The organism is Pseudomonas sp. 2995-3, assembly GCF_002742565.1.
Lineage (GTDB): Bacteria > Pseudomonadota > Gammaproteobacteria > Pseudomonadales > Pseudomonadaceae > Aquipseudomonas > Aquipseudomonas edaphica.
The window spans coordinates 722995-742085 of the sequence record NZ_LJSB01000157.1; the positions used below are offsets into that span (position 1 = coordinate 722995).

General features: G+C 61.3%; 19 protein-coding genes. 9 read left to right on the forward strand and 10 right to left on the reverse strand.

Annotated features, from left to right (window positions below):
* Positions 1 to 71: 71 nt before the first annotated feature.
* Positions 72 to 464, reverse strand: coding sequence for a VOC family protein (locus AOA62_RS11040; RefSeq protein WP_099548648.1), 393 nt, complete (start codon positions 462 to 464; stop codon positions 72 to 74).
* 31 nt (positions 465 to 495) lie between these two features.
* Positions 496 to 675 (reverse strand): hypothetical protein, encoded by a 180-nt coding sequence (locus AOA62_RS11045; RefSeq protein ID WP_017137362.1) that lies wholly within the window; start codon positions 673 to 675, stop codon positions 496 to 498.
* A gap of 129 nt (positions 676 to 804) precedes the next feature.
* On the opposite strand from AOA62_RS11045, the gene AOA62_RS11050 reads away from it, so the two are divergent.
* From AOA62_RS11050 to AOA62_RS11060, 3 genes are all read left to right on the forward strand, one after another.
* The gene (locus AOA62_RS11050; RefSeq protein WP_099548649.1) at positions 805 to 1740 is read left to right on the forward strand and encodes a LysR substrate-binding domain-containing protein; all 936 of its coding nucleotides are present in this window, start codon (positions 805 to 807) and stop codon (positions 1738 to 1740) included.
* Positions 1741 to 1765: 25 nt separating this feature from the next.
* On the forward strand, positions 1766 to 2953 hold the full coding sequence (locus AOA62_RS11055; RefSeq protein ID WP_017137364.1) for a low temperature requirement protein A: 1188 nt from the start codon (positions 1766 to 1768) through the stop codon (positions 2951 to 2953).
* A gap of 68 nt (positions 2954 to 3021) precedes the next feature.
* Positions 3022 to 3384, forward strand: coding sequence for a 5-carboxymethyl-2-hydroxymuconate Delta-isomerase (locus AOA62_RS11060; protein WP_099548650.1), 363 nt, complete (start codon positions 3022 to 3024; stop codon positions 3382 to 3384).
* Between the two features lie 3 nt (positions 3385 to 3387).
* Here AOA62_RS11060 and AOA62_RS11065 read toward each other — a convergent pair whose 3' ends face one another.
* The 3 genes from AOA62_RS11065 to AOA62_RS11080 form a co-directional block, all read right to left on the reverse strand.
* The gene (locus AOA62_RS11065) at positions 3388 to 4323 is read right to left on the reverse strand and encodes a LysR family transcriptional regulator (RefSeq protein WP_099548651.1); all 936 of its coding nucleotides are present in this window, start codon (positions 4321 to 4323) and stop codon (positions 3388 to 3390) included.
* A 373-nt stretch (positions 4324 to 4696) separates the two neighbouring features.
* Positions 4697 to 6139, reverse strand: a complete 1443-nt coding sequence (locus AOA62_RS11075) for an aldehyde dehydrogenase family protein (RefSeq protein WP_099548652.1) — start codon at positions 6137 to 6139, stop codon at positions 4697 to 4699.
* Positions 6136 to 7761, reverse strand: coding sequence for a 5-guanidino-2-oxopentanoate decarboxylase (locus AOA62_RS11080; RefSeq protein WP_099548653.1), 1626 nt, complete (start codon positions 7759 to 7761; stop codon positions 6136 to 6138). The genes AOA62_RS11075 and AOA62_RS11080 overlap by 4 nt, the downstream gene beginning before the upstream one ends.
* 111 nt (positions 7762 to 7872) lie before the next feature.
* On the opposite strand from AOA62_RS11080, the gene AOA62_RS11085 reads away from it, so the two are divergent.
* Positions 7873 to 8745 (forward strand): LysR substrate-binding domain-containing protein, encoded by an 873-nt coding sequence (locus AOA62_RS11085; protein ID WP_099548654.1) that lies wholly within the window; start codon positions 7873 to 7875, stop codon positions 8743 to 8745.
* Positions 8746 to 8947: 202 nt separating this feature from the next.
* On the opposite strand, the gene AOA62_RS11095 is transcribed toward AOA62_RS11085, so the two are convergent.
* Positions 8948 to 9562, reverse strand: a complete 615-nt coding sequence (locus AOA62_RS11095) for an NAD(P)-dependent oxidoreductase (RefSeq protein ID WP_017137370.1) — start codon at positions 9560 to 9562, stop codon at positions 8948 to 8950.
* Positions 9563 to 9595: 33 nt separating this feature from the next.
* A complete protein-coding gene (locus AOA62_RS11100; protein ID WP_017137371.1) occupies positions 9596 to 10462 on the reverse strand; it encodes an MBL fold metallo-hydrolase in 867 nt (288 codons plus the stop codon).
* Positions 10463 to 10566: 104 nt separating this feature from the next.
* Between AOA62_RS11100 and AOA62_RS11105 the strand changes: the two genes are divergently transcribed.
* Both AOA62_RS11105 and AOA62_RS32020 read left to right on the forward strand, forming a co-directional pair.
* Positions 10567 to 11472, forward strand: a complete 906-nt coding sequence (locus tag AOA62_RS11105) for a LysR family transcriptional regulator (protein WP_017137372.1) — start codon at positions 10567 to 10569, stop codon at positions 11470 to 11472.
* 99 nt (positions 11473 to 11571) lie between these two features.
* Positions 11572 to 11748 carry a hypothetical protein gene (locus AOA62_RS32020; RefSeq protein ID WP_017137373.1) on the forward strand — a complete coding sequence of 59 codons (177 nt, stop codon included), beginning with the start codon at positions 11572 to 11574 and terminating at the stop codon, positions 11746 to 11748.
* A gap of 59 nt (positions 11749 to 11807) precedes the next feature.
* Here the strand turns inward: AOA62_RS32020 and AOA62_RS11110 are convergent, their stop codons facing one another.
* Complete coding sequence (locus AOA62_RS11110; RefSeq protein WP_017137374.1) at positions 11808 to 12683, reverse strand: helix-turn-helix domain-containing protein; 876 nt, start codon at positions 12681 to 12683, stop codon at positions 11808 to 11810.
* A gap of 190 nt (positions 12684 to 12873) precedes the next feature.
* Here AOA62_RS11110 and pobA point away from each other — a divergent pair, with 190 nt between their 5' ends.
* Together pobA and AOA62_RS11120 are read left to right on the forward strand one after the other, a co-directional pair.
* Positions 12874 to 14058 (forward strand): 4-hydroxybenzoate 3-monooxygenase, encoded by a 1185-nt coding sequence (gene pobA, locus AOA62_RS11115; RefSeq protein WP_169985853.1) that lies wholly within the window; start codon positions 12874 to 12876, stop codon positions 14056 to 14058.
* A gap of 67 nt (positions 14059 to 14125) precedes the next feature.
* Complete coding sequence (locus AOA62_RS11120; RefSeq protein ID WP_099548657.1) at positions 14126 to 15643, forward strand: MDR family MFS transporter; 1518 nt, start codon at positions 14126 to 14128, stop codon at positions 15641 to 15643.
* Between the two features lie 71 nt (positions 15644 to 15714).
* On the opposite strand, the gene AOA62_RS11125 is transcribed toward AOA62_RS11120, so the two are convergent.
* Both AOA62_RS11125 and AOA62_RS11130 read right to left on the reverse strand, forming a co-directional pair.
* On the reverse strand, positions 15715 to 16551 hold the full coding sequence (locus AOA62_RS11125) for a cache domain-containing protein (protein WP_017137378.1): 837 nt from the start codon (positions 16549 to 16551) through the stop codon (positions 15715 to 15717).
* A 50-nt stretch (positions 16552 to 16601) separates the two neighbouring features.
* A complete protein-coding gene (locus AOA62_RS11130) occupies positions 16602 to 17366 on the reverse strand; it encodes a transporter substrate-binding domain-containing protein (protein WP_026013725.1) in 765 nt (254 codons plus the stop codon).
* Positions 17367 to 17699: 333 nt separating this feature from the next.
* On the opposite strand from AOA62_RS11130, the gene AOA62_RS11135 reads away from it, so the two are divergent.
* Positions 17700 to 19070 (forward strand): glutamine synthetase family protein, encoded by a 1371-nt coding sequence (locus AOA62_RS11135; protein WP_099548658.1) that lies wholly within the window; start codon positions 17700 to 17702, stop codon positions 19068 to 19070.
* Positions 19071 to 19091: the final 21 nt, after the last annotated feature.

Sequence of the window (19091 nt, forward strand, 5' to 3'; positions counted from 1 at the left end):
GGGTCAGTCTCTACATCTGTGCCTGACACACCGCTATCGCAGGCCAGCCAGCTCCCACAATGTTTCTGTGTTCAGCCCACGATCGGCGTACACAACTCCACCAGCGTGCCATCCGGGCAGCGCACATAAGACACCACTTGCCCCCAGGGCTTGGTGCTCGGTGGCGACAGCTCCTTCGCACCGTGTAACAGCGCCGTGGCATGGGCGACGAATACATCCTCGGTGACAAACCCCACCTCCATCCCCAGCGGCTTTCGGGAGGCGTGCGCCTCGACGTGCCCGCCGTCGAAGTTCATTTCGCCCAGTTCATGCGCGGCAAACGACAGCGTGGTGTCCCCCGTTTCCAGCTCGCCATAAGTGCCGGATTCATGCAAAAACCGGCGACTGAACCCAAAGGCTGCTTCAAAGAATGCCAGTGACGCGGCAACGTCGGGCACATAGATAATGGTGTAGGCGAATTTCAAGATAGGCAGTCCTTGCAGAAAAAGTGACAGTTCATGAAGCCAATACTGAGATAGGAAAACCCCACGCCAGCACCCAATAGGCCACTGCCGCGGCCAGGCATAAGCCAATAAACACCCGCGTCAGTGTCCTGACGGTAGGGTTGGCAATGAACCGGACGACCCAGAGGCAGAGCCCGGCGACGACCATGGCCAAGGCAATAATGACCAGCACGATGGCGTTCCTTTGACCTTCAAGCGCTGATTTATAGTCCCAAAGGCGCCGGATGAACAGTGTTCACATAGACGCAGCCCCGCGGGCTTTCTAAACTGCGGCTTGTCTTGGGGAAAGGGGCAGGCGCCGATGAATCGCAATGAATTACGCAAGGCCGACATCAACCTGATGGTGGTCTTCGAAGCACTGATGCTCGAGCGCAATGTGACGCGGGTGGCAGAGAAGCTGTTTCTCGGCCAGCCGACCATCAGTTCGGCGCTCAACCGCTTGCGCACCTTGTTCAACGACCCACTGTTTATTCGCGTCGGCCACCGCATGGAGCCCACCGCGCGGGCCGAGGAGATCATCCAGCACCTGTCGCCGGCCCTGGACTCTTTGTCGTCGGCCTTGAGCCTGACCCACGATTTCGACCCGACCCAAAGCACCATGACCTTCCGCATCGGCCTGTCCGATGACGTCGAGTTCGGCCTGCTGCCGCCGCTGCTGCGGGCCTTGCGTCAGGAAGCGCCGTTGGTGGTGTTCGTGGTGCAACACGTCGATTACTGGCGCATCCCCGACCTGCTGGCTTCCGGCGATATCACCGTGGGCATCACCCAGACCCGCGGCCTGCCGGCCAATGCCAAGCGCAAGTTGTTACGGCATATTCGCCCCTGCCTGTTGCGCGCCGACGCCTCGGACACACCGCTGACCCTCGACGAATATTGCGCCCGTCCCCATGTGCTGGTGTCTCACACCGCCAACGTGTCGGGGTTTGCCGACGAGTGGCTGGCCGAGATTGGTCGCAAGCGCCACGTGGTGCTGTCCGTACCCCAGTACAGCGCATTGCCGGCGTTGCTCGCCGGCACCGACATGATCGCCAGCCTGCCGGATTACACCGCCCATGCCATGGCCGCCGGCGGCAACCTGTTTTGCGAGCCGTTCCCGTTCGAAACCCCGACCCTGGACCTGTCCATGGTCTGGCTCAGCCACGTCGACACGGACCCTGCCGAACGCTGGATGCGTTCACGGCTGGAAGCGTTCATGAGTGAACGCGACAGGCTGCCGGTAATCGTGGAAAAATCTTGAGATAAGCCTTCAGGGAGATCCACCGATGACTTCATCCCGTTCTTTGCTGCGTGGGCGCGGCAGTCATGACAGCGGCAAGGTGGGCATGGTCGAGCTGTTTTTCGACCTGGTGTTCGTGTTCGCCGTGACCCAGTTGTCCCACTCGCTGCTGGCCCACCTGAGCCTCGGCGGCGCGGTGCAGGTGGCGCTGATGATGGTCGCGGTGTGGTGGGTGTGGATCTTCACCTCGTGGATCACCAACTGGCTGGACCCGGAAAAAATCCCTATCCGCATCGGCCTGTTCGGCTTGATGGTCGCCGGCCTGTTGCTGTCTTCATCAATCCCCAAAGCCTTTACCGATCGCGGCCTGTTGTTCGCCGGCGCTTACGTCTTCATGCAGGTGGGCCGCACGCTGTTTGCGTTGTGGGCCGTTCGCGGCGAGTCGCTGAACATGACCCGCAACTTCCAGCGGATCCTGGCGTGGATGCTGTGTTCCGGGGTGTTCTGGCTCACCGGCGGCCTGCTCGAAGGCGAGCAACGCCTGGCTTTCTGGGCGCTGGCGCTGCTGATAGAACTGATATCGCCGTCGGTGTATTTCTGGGTGCCAGGGCTTGGGCGCTCGACCCTGGCGGACTGGAATGTCGAAGGCAACCACATGGCCGAGCGTTGCGGCCTGTTTGTGATTATCGCCCTGGGTGAATCCTTGCTGGTGACCGGCGCCACGTTCGCCGAGTTGCCGTGGAGCGTCGAAGGCCTGGGTGCTTTCCTGGTGGCCGTAGTGGGCAGCATTGCGCTGTGGTGGATCTATTTCGACAGCGGCGCCGAGCGCGCCCATCACCGGATTGCCAGCTCCGCCGACCCCGGCCGCCAGGCGCGTATCGCCTACACCTATCTGCATGTGCTGATCGTCGCCGGGATCATCGTCAGCGCGGTGGCCGACGAACTGGTGCTGGTGCATCCAGGGCATGCCAGCCAGGCGGGCGTGCTGGCGATGATTGCCGGGCCGTTTTTGTTTTTGCTCGGCAGTGCGTTGTTCAAGTGGGTGATGAGTGACCGACCGTTGCCACCGCTCTCGCACCTGGGCGGGCTGCTGATGTTGCTGGTGCTGTTGCCGCTGGGGTTGCAGCATATGTTTTCGGCGCTGGCGCTGGGCGCGTTGACCACGGCGGTGTTGGTGATCGTGGCGTTCTGGGAAAATCGTTCGCTGCGGGGGCTGACCGAAGTTTCACATTGAAATCGGTCTGCCTTCGTTCAACTGCATGCTATATGTAGGTTTCTTTTCAAGCCCACTCGGAGCTTTTCATGCCGCACCTGCACCTGGAATACACCGCCAACCTGACCGGCCTTGCCGTCGAGAAAACCCTGCTGCGCCTGAACAACGTGCTGATGGCGTCCGGGCAGTTCGGTTCCGAGTTCGATATCAAGAGCCGCGCAATCAAGGTCGAGAGTTTCCAGGTGGGCACTTCCCTCAGCCCGCGCGGTTTTATTGCGGTAAAGCTCTCGCTGCTCAGCGGGCGCTCACCGCAGGTCAAGCAGCAGTTGTCGGAAAGCTTGTTGGCGGCCCTGCAGGACGCGGCTGAGTGGCCGGCCGATCTGCAGGTTCAACTCAGTGTGCAGTTGATGGACATGGATCGTGATTCCTACAGCAAAGTCGCTATCGGCTAAGGGTTACAACAAGCATTGATCGGCGCACACCTTGACGATCTGCTCGCGAAACCAGGTATTGGCGCTGTCCTGGCCACTGGTTTCATTCCACTGCATGTCCAGGGTAAACCCCGGTAACCCGTTCGGCGCTTCGCAATGGCCGAACACGGTGGCCGGGGCCAGCAGCTTTTGCACGCGACGGGGCAGGGTGACGATAAAGTCGGTGCCACTGATCATCTTCAAGGCGGCGCTGTAGCTGTTGGCACGGGCAATCACCTGGCGCTTGTGAGCCTGGCGTGCCAGCCAGCCGTCGATCATGTTGGTGTCGGAGGTCCAGGGCGCGGGGAACACGTGGCGCCGTTCGACAAACGATTGCAGGCTGAAGGCCGGCTCGCGCGGCGTGGCGCGTTTATCAAACACACACACTAAATCGTCTTCCAGCAGCATCTGGGTCTTGAAGTCTTTGTGGGCACGGTGAAAGTGCGGGCCGAAGCAAATCACCAGGTCGAGACGGCCTTCGCGCAGGTCCTCGGCGGGCAGCTCGGTTTCCAGCTTTTGCACATTGATGATCACCGGCAAGTCGGCTTGGTCGAAGTTCTTCAACAGGCGTGGCAGGATCAGTTGCTCGAAGTATTCCGGGGCACAGACATTGAAGGTCACCGCCTGCTGCGTCGGGTCGAAGGCCTGGCTGCCGGCATGGCACAGGTTGATGCTTTCAAGGATCTTCTGCACGTGTTCGTACATGGTTGTGGCCTTGTACGTCGGGCGCATGCCGGCCCGCGTGTTGATAAACAGCTCATCCTCAAAACTGGTGCGCAGCTTCTTCAGGCTGTAGCTCACGGTTGACTGACTGACGAACAGCGTCTCGGACACATCGGTAACGCTGCTCTGGTCATAGACGGCGATAAACACCATCAAGTCCTGCATATCAAGCTTTCTGAGCAAGTTACTGTTTAGCATCGGTTTCGTCCGTAAACCCTTTGTACCGAACTCAGTACAAGACTGGCAAAAGCTTAACGGAACGGTCGTACCAATAGAAAGCGCTGTAGGGCGTTTCTATGTTTGGTGTGGGACATAAAATGTTGGCAATACGACGTCAGTGAATATGTCGGCTGTAATGCTTTGGGTTCAAGCGTGTGACGATCAGCACAGTGACCACCAGGCCACAGCAGGTCGAGGGGTTGCGGGCTGAAGATGACTGATCGTTCCCACGCTCCGCGTGGGAACGCAGCCCAGGACGCTCCGCGTCCCAAGAGCGGACGCGGAGCGTCCATTGAGGCATTCCCACGCGGAGCGTGGGAACGATCATCAGCTCCCACAGGGGACCGTGGTGTCAGCTAGCGCGAATCACGTGCTTGATCTCCTGAAACGCCGCCAACCCCCACGGCCCCAGCTCGCGGCCGATACTGCTCTGCTTGTAGCCGCCCCATGCCGTCTGCGGGAAGATCACCTGCGGTGCGTTGATCCACACCAGGCCCGCCTGCAAGGCATTGGCCACGCGTTCGGCGGCTTCGGCATTGGCGCTCACCACACTGGCGACCAGGCCGAAATCGCTGTCGTTAGCCAGGGCGATGGCCTCGGCTTCAGTGGTAAAACGTCGTACACACAGCACCGGGCCGAAGATCTCTTCATTCCACAAGGCGCTGCCTGATGGCACGTCGGTAAACACTGTCGGGCGAATGAAAAAGCCTTTTTCCAGATCAGCCGGGCGATCGCCGCCGCACAACAAGCGCGCGCCTTGGTCGATACCACGCTGGATATGCCCCAGCACCCGCTGATACTGCGCACGGTTGATCAGCGCGCCCATCTCCACATCCTCGGCAAACGGGTCGGCCACGCGAATCCCTTCAGCCCGCGCCTGCAAACGCTGCAGGAATTCATCCGCCAGGTTGTCGGCTACCAACACGCGACTGGTGGCCGAACAGATCTGCCCGGCATTGAAAAAACCACCGCCACAGGCCAGCTCCACTGCTAGGTCGAGGTCGGCATCGGCCAGCACCAGCAATGAGGATTTGCCGCCCAGTTCCAGGCTCACACCCTTGATGGTTTCGGCGGCGCGCTGCATCACCTGCACGCCCACCGCATTGCTGCCGGTAAAGGAAATTTTCGCCACGCGACGGTCCGCAGCCAGCGGCGCACCGACCGCCAGCCCCGTGCCACACACCAGGTTAAACACACCCGCCGGGAAGCCTGCTTCGGCAATAATCCGCGCCAATTGCAACTCCGCCAGGGGCGTGACTTCCGACGGCTTAAGCACCACGCAGCAACCGGCCGCTAACGCGGGGGCAAGCTTCCAGGCGGTGGTCACCATCGGGAAGTTCCACGGCACGATCAAACCCACCACGCCACAGGGTTCGCGGCGCATGCGTGCGCTGAAATCGTCGCTGGGCAATGCCACCTTGCAGTCTTGACCTGCGTCCATCGCGTCGCAGATTCCCGCGTAGTATTCGAAGGTGGCGATCACGTCATCCACATCAATACTCGCTTCAAACAGCGGCTTGCCGTTGTTGCTCGACTGCAACTGCATCAGTTGTTCACGCTGCTCGCTCACACCTTGGGCGACCTTGCGCAACAGGGCGCCGCGATCACGGCCACTGCTTTTCGACCAGTCGACAAAAGCCGCGCTGGCTGCGTCGACCGCCAGTTCCACTGCTGAGGCATCGCCCACGCTGACATGGGCCAAGGTCGCTTCGGTAGCCGGGTTGATCACCTCCAGCACCTCGTGGCCCGCCTGCCATTGGCCGTTGATAAACACACCGTTCAAGACTGCGCTCATACCGCCACCTCCTGCATCCAGAGCCCTTGGTTGATTTCAATCAGTGTCGGCCCCTGGCGATCCGCGGCGGCGCGCAACGCGCTGCGCAATTGCTCGACGCCCTGGATACTTTCTACGGCGCAACCCAAGGCCTTGGCTACGCCGATAAAGTCCGGGGTGTAGATGTCCACACCGACCGGTTCGATGGCGCGGTTGAGCATGTATTTCTTGATCTCTTCATAGCCCTGGTTATTCCACAGCAGCACAATCACTGGCACCTGCGCCTCTACCGCGCTGGCCAGTTCCGGCAGGGAAAATTGCAGGCCGCCGTCGCCGATCAGGCACACCACCGGCTGGCCGTCACCTCGGCCCAGCCAGGCACCGACTGCAGCGGGCAGGGCGTAGCCCAAGGTGCCGTAGCCGGTGGAGGAGTTGAACCAGCGGCGTGGGTGGTCAAGATTCAGTGTCAGGTTGCCGCTGTACACCGGCTGGGTGGAGTCGCCCACCAGCACGGCGTTGGGCAGCGCTTGCAGCACGGTGTTGAGGAACAGGGTTTGTGCGCGGGTGGCAGCGTCCCAGTTGGGCGCCAGTTCGGCCCACAAACGCGCGACTCGTTCAGCGCCCCAATCGCGGTTGCGGGCAGGCAATGGGGTTTTATCCAATTCGGCGAGCAAGGCGTCGGCGGCTATCTGTGCATCGGCTACCAGTGCCACGTGCGGCGGGTAGTTGCGTACAGTCTGGTCGGGGTCGATGTCGATACGCAGCAGTGCGCCGGGGATCTCGAAGCCGCCGGCGAAGGTCACGTCGTAGTCGGTTTCTGCCAGCTCTGTGCCGATGGCCAGCACTACGTCGGCTTCAGCGACCAGCGCACGGGTGGCGACCAGGGTTTGCGTCGAGCCGATCAGCAGCGGGTGGGTCGATGCCAGCATGCCTTTGGCATTGATGGTCAGCGCCACCGGCGCGCCGAGGATGTCGGCCAGGCGCGTCAGCTCTGGCGCGGCATCGATGGCACCGCCACCGGCCAGGATCAGCGGGCGTTTGGCCGCTGCGAGCAATTGGCTCATCTGCTTGACCGCCGACGGCGACGCACCGGCGCGGGCAACGCTGACCGGCTCGCTGCCCAGCAACGCGTCGGCATTCTCCACCAGCACATCCAGCGGGATTTCGATATGCACCGGGCGTGGTCGCCCCGCCTGGAACAACGCAAACGCCCGCGCCAGCACGCCAGGCAACTCCGCCGCCGACATCAACGTGTGGGAGAACGCCGCCACGCCGGCGATCATCGCGCTCTGGTTCGGCAGCTCATGCAGTTTGCCGCGCCCGCCGCCCAATTGGCTGCGCGACTGCACGCTGGAAATCACCAGCATCGGGATCGAGTCGGCGTAGGCCTGGCCCATGGCGGTGGTGATATTGGTCATGCCCGGGCCGGTGATGATGAAGCACACGCCGGGTTTGCCGCTGGTGCGTGCATACCCGTCGGCCATGAAGCCGGCGCCCTGTTCGTGGCGCGGGGTGACATGGCGGATGCCGGAATGCGCCAGGCCGCGATACAGCTCAACGGTGTGTACGCCGGGAATGCCGAACACCTGGTCCACGCCGTAGCTTTCCAGGAGGTTGACCAATACTTCGCCGCAGGTCGCCATACATGTCGCTCTTGTTATGGATTCGAGGCGCTATTGGAGCGGCTGGCCCGTAGCGGCAACAATCGATAAAAAGTCATACTAGCCATGTCCCCACGTCATGGCTCACGCACGATGAAACGCCTTCCGCCGCTGCCTGCGCTGCACACGTTTTGGGTCACTGCCCAGTGCTGCAACTTCACCCGCGCCGCCGAGCAACTGCACATCACCCAGGGCGCAGTGAGCCGCCAGATTGCCGGCCTGGAAAGCCATTTGGGTTACGCCCTGTTTCAGCGCCAGGCACGGGGCTTGAGCCTGACCGAAGAAGGCCGCGAGTGGTCACTGCGTGCGCAGCAAGTATTCGGCCTGATCGGTGACGCGGTGGAGCAGATCGGCAGCCGCCGCGCGACCCTGCAACTCAAGGCCTCCACCTGCGTGATGCGCTGGCTGCTGCCGCGCCTGTTGCAATGGCAGAAGGAGCGCCCGGATGTGCCGGTGGAACTCACCACCACCGTGGCCTATACCGTGGACTTTCGTCGTGAGCAATTTGATGCGGCGGTGATCTATGCGCCCATCGCCGAGCAGTCGGCTGAGGCACGGCACCTGTTTGATGAGCAACTTACGCCAGTGTGCGCACCGGCGCTGCTCGGCGCTTTGGATACCCCGGCAGACTTGCAGCAACAAGTGCTGCTGCACCCCACGCGGGACGAGCGGGATTGGGCGTTGTGGTTAAAGGCGGCGAATACGCGGTTGAGCAACCTGGCCCAGGGGCATCATTTCGAGACGCTGGACCTGGCCATGACGGTGGCGTCACAAGGCTCAGGTGTGGCGATTGGCGACAGTGCGCTGATTGGTGAGGATGTGAAAGCCGGGCGCCTGGCGACGCCGTTTGAACTGCGGGTGCCGACGGGGATGGGCTATTACCTGGTGTACCCGCCGGGGATCGAGCCGTCGGCTGGGCTGCAAGCGTTGATGGCGTGGCTGGTGAGCGAGGCACACCAGTCTTAACACTGAGTATCCAACTGTGGGAACCGGGTTTGTGTGGGAGCTGGCTTGCCTGCGATGCGGGCAACTCGGTCTATCTGTTAAACCGAGCTGATGCCATCGCAGGCAAGCCAGCTCCCACACAAGCCAGCTCCCACACAAGCCAGCTCCCACACAAGCCAGCTCCCACACAAGCCAGCTCCCACACAAGCCAGTTCCCTCAGGGTCAGTAACCGACTGTGAAGCGTTGGCGCGAGTGCTTCGGCGATTCCACTTCGTCGATCAGGGCGATGGCAAAGTCAGCAAAACTGATCCAGCTACGGCCCTCGGCGCTCACCAGCAGATCGTCCTGGCCCAGACGGAATTTCCCGGTGCGCTCGGTTTCAACAAACTCCGCCGATGGCGACAGGAAGGTCCAATCCAGTTCTTTTTCCTGACGCAGCACGTCGAGAAACTCAGCCCCGGCGCTGGCTTCGGCTTTGTATTCAGCCGGGAAACCCTCGCTGTCGATCACTCGACTGCCACCTGGCAACAACAGCGAACCCGCACCGCCCACCACCAGCAGGCGTTTCACGCCGGCTTTTTTTACCGGGCCGATCACGGCGCTGGCGGGCAGGGTGGCGAAGTGCGCCGCACTGATCACCACGTCGTTGCCGCTCACTGCTTGCTGCAAGGCCGTTGCATCAAGGGCGTCGACCTTTTTAACGGTAAGGCCTGGGCGTGCGGCCAGCGTGTCGGTGTTACGCGCAATGGCAGTAACGGTATGCCCACGACGCAGCGCTTCTTCCAGCAGTTGGCTACCGGCACGGCCGGTGGCACCAATGATTGCAATCTTGCTCATGACGTTCTCCAGTACGTTAGGGTTTAAAACCAATCACCACTTCATTTCGCCCTTGGCGACTTTGGCACCCAGTTCCAGGCTGCTTTCGTCTTTAAGGTTCGGGTAACGCTTTTTCATCGCCGCGATCAGCGCAGTCGAATCCTTGGCCTTGGCGGTCTCGATATCGAAGGCCTTGATGTAGTCGGCGGTAAAGGCCACGGACTGCACGGTCGGTGTGCCCAGGTAGTGGCCAGGGATCACGGTGGCCGGTTTCAGGTCCTGGATACGTTGCAGGGTGGCCAGCCAGTCGGTGTGGGATTTGGCGGTTTGCGTGTCGGCCATCCACACGTGGGTGTTTTCAAACACCACGACGCCACCGACGACCGCCTTGATCGAGGGGATCCACACAAAGGTGCGCTCAGGTTGCGGACCGTCCAGGCCGATCACTTCCAGGCTTTTGCCTTCCAGCGTCAGGGTATGGCCCTGCAACACCTGCGGGATGATGGCTTTGCTTGGCTTGTCGGCGCCGAGTTTCGGGCTCCAGAACGCGATTTTTTGCTCGACGGTGGCCTTGATATGGTCCACCACCGGCTGGGTGGCCAGCACTTTGGCGTCGGGGAACGCGGCGGTCAGGGTGTCGAGGCCGAAGTAGAAGTCCGGGTCGCCGTCGCTGACGTAGATGGTGGTGAGGTGTTTGCCGCTGCTGCGGATTTTCTGCACCAGTTGCTCGGCTTGGGTCTTGCCGAACTGGGCGTTGACCAGGATGAGGTCTTTTTCACCGCTGACCAGTACCGAGCTGACCGGCATCATGGCCGAGGTGCCAGGGTTGTAGGCATCCAGCTTCAGGTCGGCAGCCGCAGCATGGGCAGCGAACGCCAGGGCGGCCGAAGCCAGGGCAAATCGTTTAAGTACCGAGATCATGTGCAGCTCCAGCAGCAGGTAAGTGATGCACAGAGCTTAGTTGCACCAAACACAACAAAAAATGCGATGCTTGGACATAGTTTGTTTCTAAAAGCGTGCAAATCATGGATCGTCTTCAAGCAATGCGGGTGTTTGTCACGGTAGTTGACCTGGGCAGCCAGTCCGCCGCCGCCGATCAGTTGGACCTGTCGCGGCCGGTGGTCTCGCGCTATCTGGCTGAACTTGAGGATTGGGTCGGTGCGCGCTTGATGCATCGCACCACGCGCAAGCTCAGCCTCACCGCGGCCGGCAGTGAAACGCTGCCGCGCTGCCGGCAAATGCTGGAGCTGTGCAGTGACATACAGGCGGCCGTCAGTGAGCCGGATGAAGCGCCGCGTGGCCAGTTGCGCCTGAGTGTCAGCAGCTCATTCGGCCAGGCGCAGTTGGCGGATGCCGTGGCCGAATTCGTCAAGCGCTTCCCGTTGGTCAGCATCGACCTGCAGATGCTCGACCGCACGGTAAACCTGGTGGATGAGCGTATCGACCTGGCCATCCGCACCAGCTTTGAGCTGGACCCCAACCTGATCGCGCGCAAGCTCACGCTGTGTCGCTCGGTGATCTGCGCGTCACCGGCGTACCTGCTGGAACACCCGCAGCCTCGGCAAGTCCACGACTTGGCGGAGCACAACTGCCTGACGCATTCTTACTTCGGCAAAAGCCTGTGGCACTTCACCGAGAACGGCGAAGCAGTCTCGGTGGCGGTGCAGGGCAATATCACCGCCAACGAGGCCACGACCTTGCTGCGGGTGACGCTGGCGGGCGCCGGGGTGGCGCGGCTGCCCAGTTATCAGGCGGGGGACTACATCCGCAGTGGCGAATTGATCCGGCTGCTGCCCGAGGCTGAGCCGCAGCAAATGAACGTCTACGCCGTGTATGCCTCGCGTAAACACATGCCGTTGGCGTTGCGCAGCCTGCTGGATTTTCTGGTGCTGCGGTTCCCGGAAGAGCCGGTGTGGGATATCGGTCTGTAAAGCCGACATAAAGATGTTGAATGACGCCCAATAATGGCAACTCGCCCTGACTGACCTATGCTTTAAACAGCACCGAGTCGATCTATTCAGAGGTGTGCCATGACCCTAAAAATTAGAAAGTACCTGATGATTTTCATCCTGTGCGCGTTGGCTACCGCGCTGTACGGCACGGCCGCCTATCGGGTTGAACAGACCCGTATGCAACCGACCTTTGCGATCAGTTGCCATCAGGATCTGTGTGTGCCGCGTACCGGTAGTTTCAGCGCGCTCAGGTAGGCTGTGATCGTTCCCACGCTCCGAGTGGTAATGCAGCCCAGGACGCTCCGCGTCCCGCGTCAATCCGCCTTCAGCTGCTCGCGAAACGCCTTGGGCGAAAACCCCACCCGGCGGCGGAACAGCCGGGAGAAGTTGGTCGGGTCGGAAAACCCCAACACCTCCGACATCTCATTGATGGTCATGCTGGTGTAGGTCAGCAAGCGCTTGGCTTCCAGCAACTGGCGGTCATGCATGATCTGCAAGGCAGGCTGGCCACCCAATTCTCTGCACGTACCGTTCAGGTGTGAGACCGAGATACCCAGCTTGTGCGCCAGGTCTTCAATCTTCGGGTGTTCGCGGTAATGCTGCTCGACCAACTGCGTGAAGCGACGGAAATACTCCCGGCCACGTGGGGCACGCGGGTGGCGGCGCTGGATGGCTTGACGGCTGATCCACACCAGCAGCACGCTGACCAGGGCGTGCATCATCATGTCGCGGGCCGGTTGTTCATCGGCGTACTCATCCTGCAGTCGAGCGAACAGGCTGTTGAGGTAATCGCTGTCCTTGCCGGCGGGGTAATTGCCCAGGGCCTGCAAACCGTCCACCGTCGCGCCCAACTGTGTCTGCAAATGGCTGACCAGCGGCGCGGCCAGCGTCAGGATAAAACCTTCCACATCTTCAGAAAACCGAAACCCGTGTACACACAACGGCGGCAGCACCTGCAAGGTGGCTTCGCTGAGGGTAGTACGCTGGCCTTCGATTTCCAGCTGCGCCTGGCCTCTGTGTACGTACAGCAACTGGCACAGGTCCGCGTGCCGGTGGGGTTGGATTTCCCACTGGTATTCCCGGCTCCGTCGGGAAATGGTTTCACAGTGCAACAAATCCGGAGTCGGCCATTGCTGACTTTCTCCGTAAAGCTTGAAGACCGGAATCGCGGTACTGGCAGTTTTGGTCATGGTTTCAATCCGATACTCAGGATAGTGGTGCGGTAATCGCCCCAATTGGCAAAAAGCGCAGGCTTTGTCTCAGTTTTCACCTTCTTATGGCGGCCACTCAAGTGAAAAATGATCAGCAACAGGATGAATGACAACTCTTTCACCCTATCCGTTCGGGTGAAGCTTGCGAGCCATAAAAATAATGAAAACGCTGAAAACCCAAGTCGCCATTATTGGCGCCGGTCCCTCCGGATTGCTGCTCGGCCAACTGCTGCATAACGCTGGTATCCAGACCCTGATTCTAGAGCGCCAGAGCGCCGACTACGTGCAAGGCCGCATCCGCGCCGGTGTGCTGGAACAAGGCATGGTCGACCTGCTGCGCGAGGCGGGCGTCAGCCGACGCATGGACACCGAAGGCCTGGTGCATGACGGCTTTGAGTTGGCACTCAATGGCCAACTGACCCATATCGACCTCAAAGGCTTGACCGGCGGTCAGTCGGTGATGATCTACGGCCAGACCGAAGTCACCCGCGACCTGATGGCCGCCCGCGAGGCTGCCGGGGCTGTGACCCTGTACGAAGCGCGTGACGTGCAGCCCCATGACCTTAAAACTGATCGGCCCTGGCTCACCTTCGAACATGCCGGCGAAACCTATCGCCTGGACTGCGACTACATCGCCGGGTGCGACGGTTTCCACGGGGTGGCGCGCCAGGCGATTCCGCCTGAGGCGTTGCAGGTGTTCGAGCGCGTCTATCCGTTCGGCTGGCTGGGCATCCTCGCCGATACACCGCCGGTGCATGACGAGCTGGTGTATGCCAAACATTCGCGTGGCTTTGCGTTGTGCAGCATGCGTTCGCCGACCCGCAGCCGCTATTACCTGCAGGTGCCGGTCGATGAGCCTCTGGATGATTGGTCGGATGAGCGTTTCTGGGCCGAGCTGAAAACCCGCCTGCCCAGCCAGTTGGCTGAGCAACTGGTCACCGGGCCGTCAATCGAAAAAAGCATCGCGCCGCTGCGCAGCTTCGTGGTGGAGCCGATGCAGTACGGGCGCCTGTTCCTGCTCGGTGACGCCGCGCATATCGTGCCGCCCACCGGCGCCAAAGGCTTGAACCTGGCGGCCAGTGATGTGAGCACGCTGTTTCGGATCATGCTCAGGGTGTACCGCGAGGGCCGCGTGGACCTGCTGGAAAAATACTCGGCCATCTGCCTGCGCCGGGTGTGGAAGGCCGAGCGGTTTTCCTGGTGGATGACCTCGATGTTGCACCAGTTCCCGGACGCCGACGGCTTCAGCCAGCGAATTGCCGAGAGCGAGCTTGAGTATTTCATCCATTCGCAGGCGGGGCGCAAAACCATCGCAGAAAATTACGTCGGGCTTCCTTACGAAGCTATCGAGTAGCCTGCTATCGTATCCAGCATTCCCGCAGGCTCTTCCTTGCCTGCGGGCCTTGCTCGAAGGTTCTGCCGTGACCAGCCTCAACCAACCCGCTCAGCCCGTTCCTGCCGTTCGCAGTGTGCTCGCCGCCTTGATGCTGGCGATTTTCCTCGGCGCCCTGGACCAGACCATTGTCGCCGTGTCCATGCCAGCGATTTCCGCACAGTTTCACGATGTAGACCTGCTGGCCTGGGTGATCTCCGGCTACATGGTGGCGATGACCGTGGCCGTGCCGATCTACGGCAAGCTCGGCGACCTGTACGGGCGCCGCCCGATGATGTTGATCGGCATGGGTGTGTTCACCCTGGCCTCGCTGTTTTGCGGCATGGCGCAAAGCATGGAGCAGTTGGTGCTGGCGCGGATTCTCCAGGGCATCGGTGCCGGCGGGATGATCTCGGTCAGCCAGGCGATCATTGGCGACATCATCGCGCCCCGTGAGCGTGGGCGTTACCAGGGCTATTTCAGCAGCATGTACGCGGTGGCCAGTGTGGCCGGGCCAGTGCTGGGCGGCTACATGACCGAATACCTGTCGTGGCGTTGGGTGTTTTTGATCAACCTGCCGCTGGGCGCCGGGGCCTGGTATGTGGCGCACCGCACACTGGTAGGGCTGCCGGTGCCGCAGCGCAAGCCGATTATCGATTACCTCGGCACCGTGCTGATGATCATCGGCCTGACCGCCTTGCTGCTGGGCATCACCGAAATCGGCCAGGGCCATCATTGGCGTGACGAGCAAGTGCTGGGGCTGTTGGCCTGCGCGTTGGTGGCCTTGACGGTGTTCGTGTGGCACGAACGCCGGGCGCGCGAGCCATTGTTGCCGATGCACCTGTTCGCCAATCGCAGCGCGGTGCTGTGCTGGTGCACGATTTTCTTCACCAGCTTCCAGGCCATTTCCCTGACGGTGTTGATGCCGTTGCGTTATCAGACGGTGACCGGCTCGGGGGCCGACAGCGCCGCCTTGCACTTGCTGCCATTGGCCATGGGCTTGCCGATGGGGGCCTATTTCGCCGGGCGCATGACCTCGGTGACCGGGCGTTATAAACCGATGATCCTCACCGGCGCATGCTTGAGCCCACTGGCGATTCTCGGCATGGCCTACAGCGCGCCGCAGGCGGTGGAGCTTACGGCGGGGTTTTTGCTGCTGTGCGGGATTGCGGCGGGGATGCAGTTTCCGACGTCCCTGGTGGGTACACAGAACTCGGTGGAGCAGCGCGACATTGGCGTGGCCACCAGCACGACTAACCTGTTCCGCTCGTTGGGCGGGGCGGTCGGTGTGGCGTGCATGTCAGCACTGCTGTTGGCGTTGTTGCAGGATTCCAGCTTTGCGCATTTGGCCAGCGGCGCGCTGGGGGCTGAAGGCAGTTCCGGCAACGTGTTGCTCGACGGCCTCAACGCCGCGCCGGGGCCTGCGCAGGATGCCTTGCGCGGGGAGCTGGCGGTGACATTCCGGCATTTGCTGATGGTGAGTGCGGCGGTGTCGTTGCTGGGGTTGGCGGCGGCCATTGCGATGCCCAATCGTGTGCTGCGTGGGCGTGAAGACAAAGCACGTTAACTGACACAACGATGATCAAACTGTGGGAGCAGGCAAGCCAGCTCCCACAATGGATTGCATTCCAACTCAGATCAGGGGCTGTAGTACCCAACCGCCACCATAAAATGCCCGGCCTTGCGCACGTACGCATGCTTGTTCTCAACCTTGTCGGTCACCGGGTTCTTCCAGCGGTACTTGTATTCCCCCTGATCCTGCTCGGCCATCAGCTTCAGAATGGGTTCACCCACCGGCTTGCCATCCGGGTCTTTGATCTTGCGAAAGTCGGTATTGACCAGTCGCAAGTTGGTGCCATGCGCCACATACCGCCCGGTGTTCAGATCGACCACAAACACATACAAATCATCCTGCAGAAACCCGCCCTGCAATGAGTTGATCGCCTTGAGCGTGCCTGCCTCATCCTTGACCAGCGCCTTCACAGCCTTGTTGCGCAACGCTCGGGCCTGTTCCGGTGTGGCCCGTGGCAGGTAGTAACCCACCGCCAGGATGCGTTCACCCACGCGCTGATAAAACACGTGCTTGTGCTCAACCTTGCCGTCGTTCCAGTTCTGCCAGCGGTAGTCGGCTTGTTGGATGCCCTGGCCTTCGGGCACGGTCAGCGCCTGTTTGAACGAAGCTTGCAGGTCTGGCCCGAGCACCTCGGACACATCACGGCCGATCAATGCAGAGGAAGGCCCGCCGCTGGCTAACAACACGCCCTTGGTGTCGACCACGAACACATAGCGGTCATGGTCGATAAACTCACCCTGGCGGCTGAACGCGGCGAAGGCTTTGTCGCCGTTGCTTTGGAAGTAAGTCACAGCCTTTTCCAGCAGAGCCTTGGCGGCCCGAGCGTCCTCATCCTGAGTGGTCGCGTGCACCTGGCTGAACCCCAACAGCAGCAGGCAGGTGAGTCGGAGCAATCCCTTCATTACCGATCCCTCGTTATGGTTGATGTGAGCACAGCGTAGACGGCTCCTGCTCAGGGCGCCGCCAGCCACTGATTGACGATGCCTTCATACACCCCGGTGGCCATGCTCAGGTGCAGCCACTGGTCGACGTAGCTTTTCCACGCCACATCATCGCGGGGCAGCAGGAAGGCCTTTTCGCTGTATTGCATCTGCCGCTCGGGGTTGACCGCACACAGCCCAGGTTTCTGTTTTTGCTGGAAGCGCGCTTCGCTGGCGTCGGTGATCATCACGTCGGCTTTGCCCGCCAGCAGTTCGTCGAAAATCGTCACGTTGTCATGCAGGCGGATTTGCGCCTTGGCCAGGTGGGCGCGGGCAAACACCTCGTTGGTGCCGCCCGCCGGCTCGATCACACGCACCTGCGGCTGGTTGATCTGCTCGACGCTCTGGTAGCGCTGTACATCGGCGCAGCGCACCAGCGGGATCTTGCCATCGACGCCGAGAGGCTGGCTGAAGAAGGCTTTTTTCTGGCGTTCCAACGACACCGAAATACCGCCCACCGCGATGTCGCAGCGCTGGGCGAGGAAGTCCGGCATCAGGGTTTTCCAGGTAGTGGGCACCCATTTGATGTTGGCGTTGAGGCTCTTGGCCAGGGACTCGGCCATGGCGATATCAATGCCTTCGTAGCGCCCATCGGCACGCAGCGAGGTGTAGGGCTTGTAGTCGCCGGTGGTGCAGACGGTGAGGGTGCCGTTTTGCAGCACCTCGTCCAGGCGTGAATCGGCCAGGGCGTGGGTGGCCACGCTTGCCAGTAAACAGAAGACCAGGGGAGCTTTCATGCGATCGAATCCTTGGGGCATGCTCGGGTCGCCATTATTTCCAGCTATACGCAGGGATGGCAATTGTTTAGCCAGGCTGCAACCAAACTCCGTCAACCCTGAATTGAACAACCTTTGTGGGCGTGTGACGCTGCAGGGCATCTACCTCACTGTGAATCTCGCATGGACGGCTCCCCTGACACTCACCTCGCGACACTGCCGTCCGCGCTGGCCTTCTGGGCCTTGTTCCACTGCCGACACGCGCGCCCACCGGATACCTTTCTCTTACGTTGATTTGCCCCATGAATGACGCGCACCTGTGCGCCTGCCTGACGCAAACGTATGAGAGTTCCCATGAGTGTTTTTGCCAGCCTGCAAGAAGCCCAGTCTTTTCTTGAACAGCACTCGGACATCGAAATGTTCGAGCTGTTTATCCTCGACAACAACGGCGTGCCACGCGGCAAGTTGCTGCACCGCGATGAGCTGCTGGCGGTGTATGAAAGTGGCCGCCCGTTGCCCAGCACCATCCTGGGCCTGACGATTAACGGCGACGACGTGGAAAACTCCGGGCTGGTGTGGGAAGTCGGCGATATCGACTGCCGCGCCTACCCGGTCAGCGGCAGCTTGCAGCGTATGCCGTGGCGCCTGATCCCCACAGCCGCCGTGCAAGTCAGCATGCACCCCACCGAAGGCTTGCCGGCCACCGTGGCTGACCCTCGGCATTTGCTGGCCAAGGTGATCGACGACCTCAAGGCCGACGGTTATTACCCGGTGATGGCGGCGGAGTTGGAGTTTTACCTGCTCGACCAGAAACCCGACAGCAACGGCCGCCCACAACCGGCACGGGATGTGGACGGCAATCGCCCGCGCTCGACCCAGGTGTACGGCCTGCGTGAGCTGGAGCAAATCGAGCCGTTCCTGGCCGACCTCTACAGCGCTTGCAAGCTGCAAGGCATTCCGGCGCGCACGGCGATTTCCGAGTATGCGCCGGGCCAGGTGGAAATCACCCTGGAACATCGCGCGGATGCCCTGCAAGCCATGGACGAAGCGGTGCGCTACAAGCGTCTGGTCAAGGGCGTGGCGCATAAGCACGCAATGACCGCCTGCTTTATGGCCAAGCCGTTCGATGACCTGGCGGGCACCGGCATGCACATGCATGTGAGCCTGGCGGATGCCCAGGGCAATAACCTGTTCGCCAGCGAGGCCGCCGATGGCACGCCGCTGCTGCGCCAGGCGGTGGGCGGCATGCTCAGCACCTTGCTCGATTCGCTGCTGATGTTTTGCCCGAATGCCAACTCTTATCGGCGCTTCCAGACCAACAGCTATGCGCCGCTGGCGGCCACCTGGGGCGTGGATAACCGCACCGTCAGCCTGCGCGTGCCGGGCGGGCCTGCCTATTCCCGGCATATCGAACACCGGATTTGCGGGGCCGACGCCAATCCTTACCTGGCGGCTGCCGCCATCCTGGCGGGTATTCACCGAGGCATTCGCGAACAGCGCGACCCCGGTGCGCCGGTGGAAGGTAACGGATACGCCCAGGCCAAGGAGTTGCTGCCCACTGACTGGCTGACCACCTTGCGTGCGCTGGAGGGTTCAAGCTGGGCACGGGAGGCGTTTGGCAGTGAATTCCTCGGCGTCTATTTGGCGGTGAAACGTGAGGAATATCGTCAGTTCATGGGGGAGGTGGGCGAGCAGGATTGGCGCTGGTATCTGCATCAGGCGTGATCCGCTGGCAGCAGATTTGGA